We start from the raw sequence: 273 nt of genomic DNA, 5'->3' as shown, positions 1-273 counted from the left end.
GATATAAATCTATTTGGTCTTTCTAAAAACTTTGCTTCAACTATATTATTATATTTCATTTTATTCTCCTTATAAAAAATTCGCTTCGCTCATGTCGCCAACGATATATCCTCATTACCATTTCGGATACATCCGTTGCTCAAAAATGTCATTTTTTACTTTTCTAGATATATTAATATTACTTTAATTCAAAAGTTATCAACAAATTTTTATGCAGTATAAAATCCTAGTACGTAAAAAACTCTTATGTATATTATATATCCATAAGAGTTT

The sequence above is a fragment of the Romboutsia sp. 13368 genome (assembly GCF_018336475.1).
Taxonomy (GTDB): domain Bacteria; phylum Bacillota; class Clostridia; order Peptostreptococcales; family Peptostreptococcaceae; genus Romboutsia.
The sequence above is the reverse complement of the archived record's forward strand: the minus strand, read 5'-3'. Positions refer to the sequence as shown.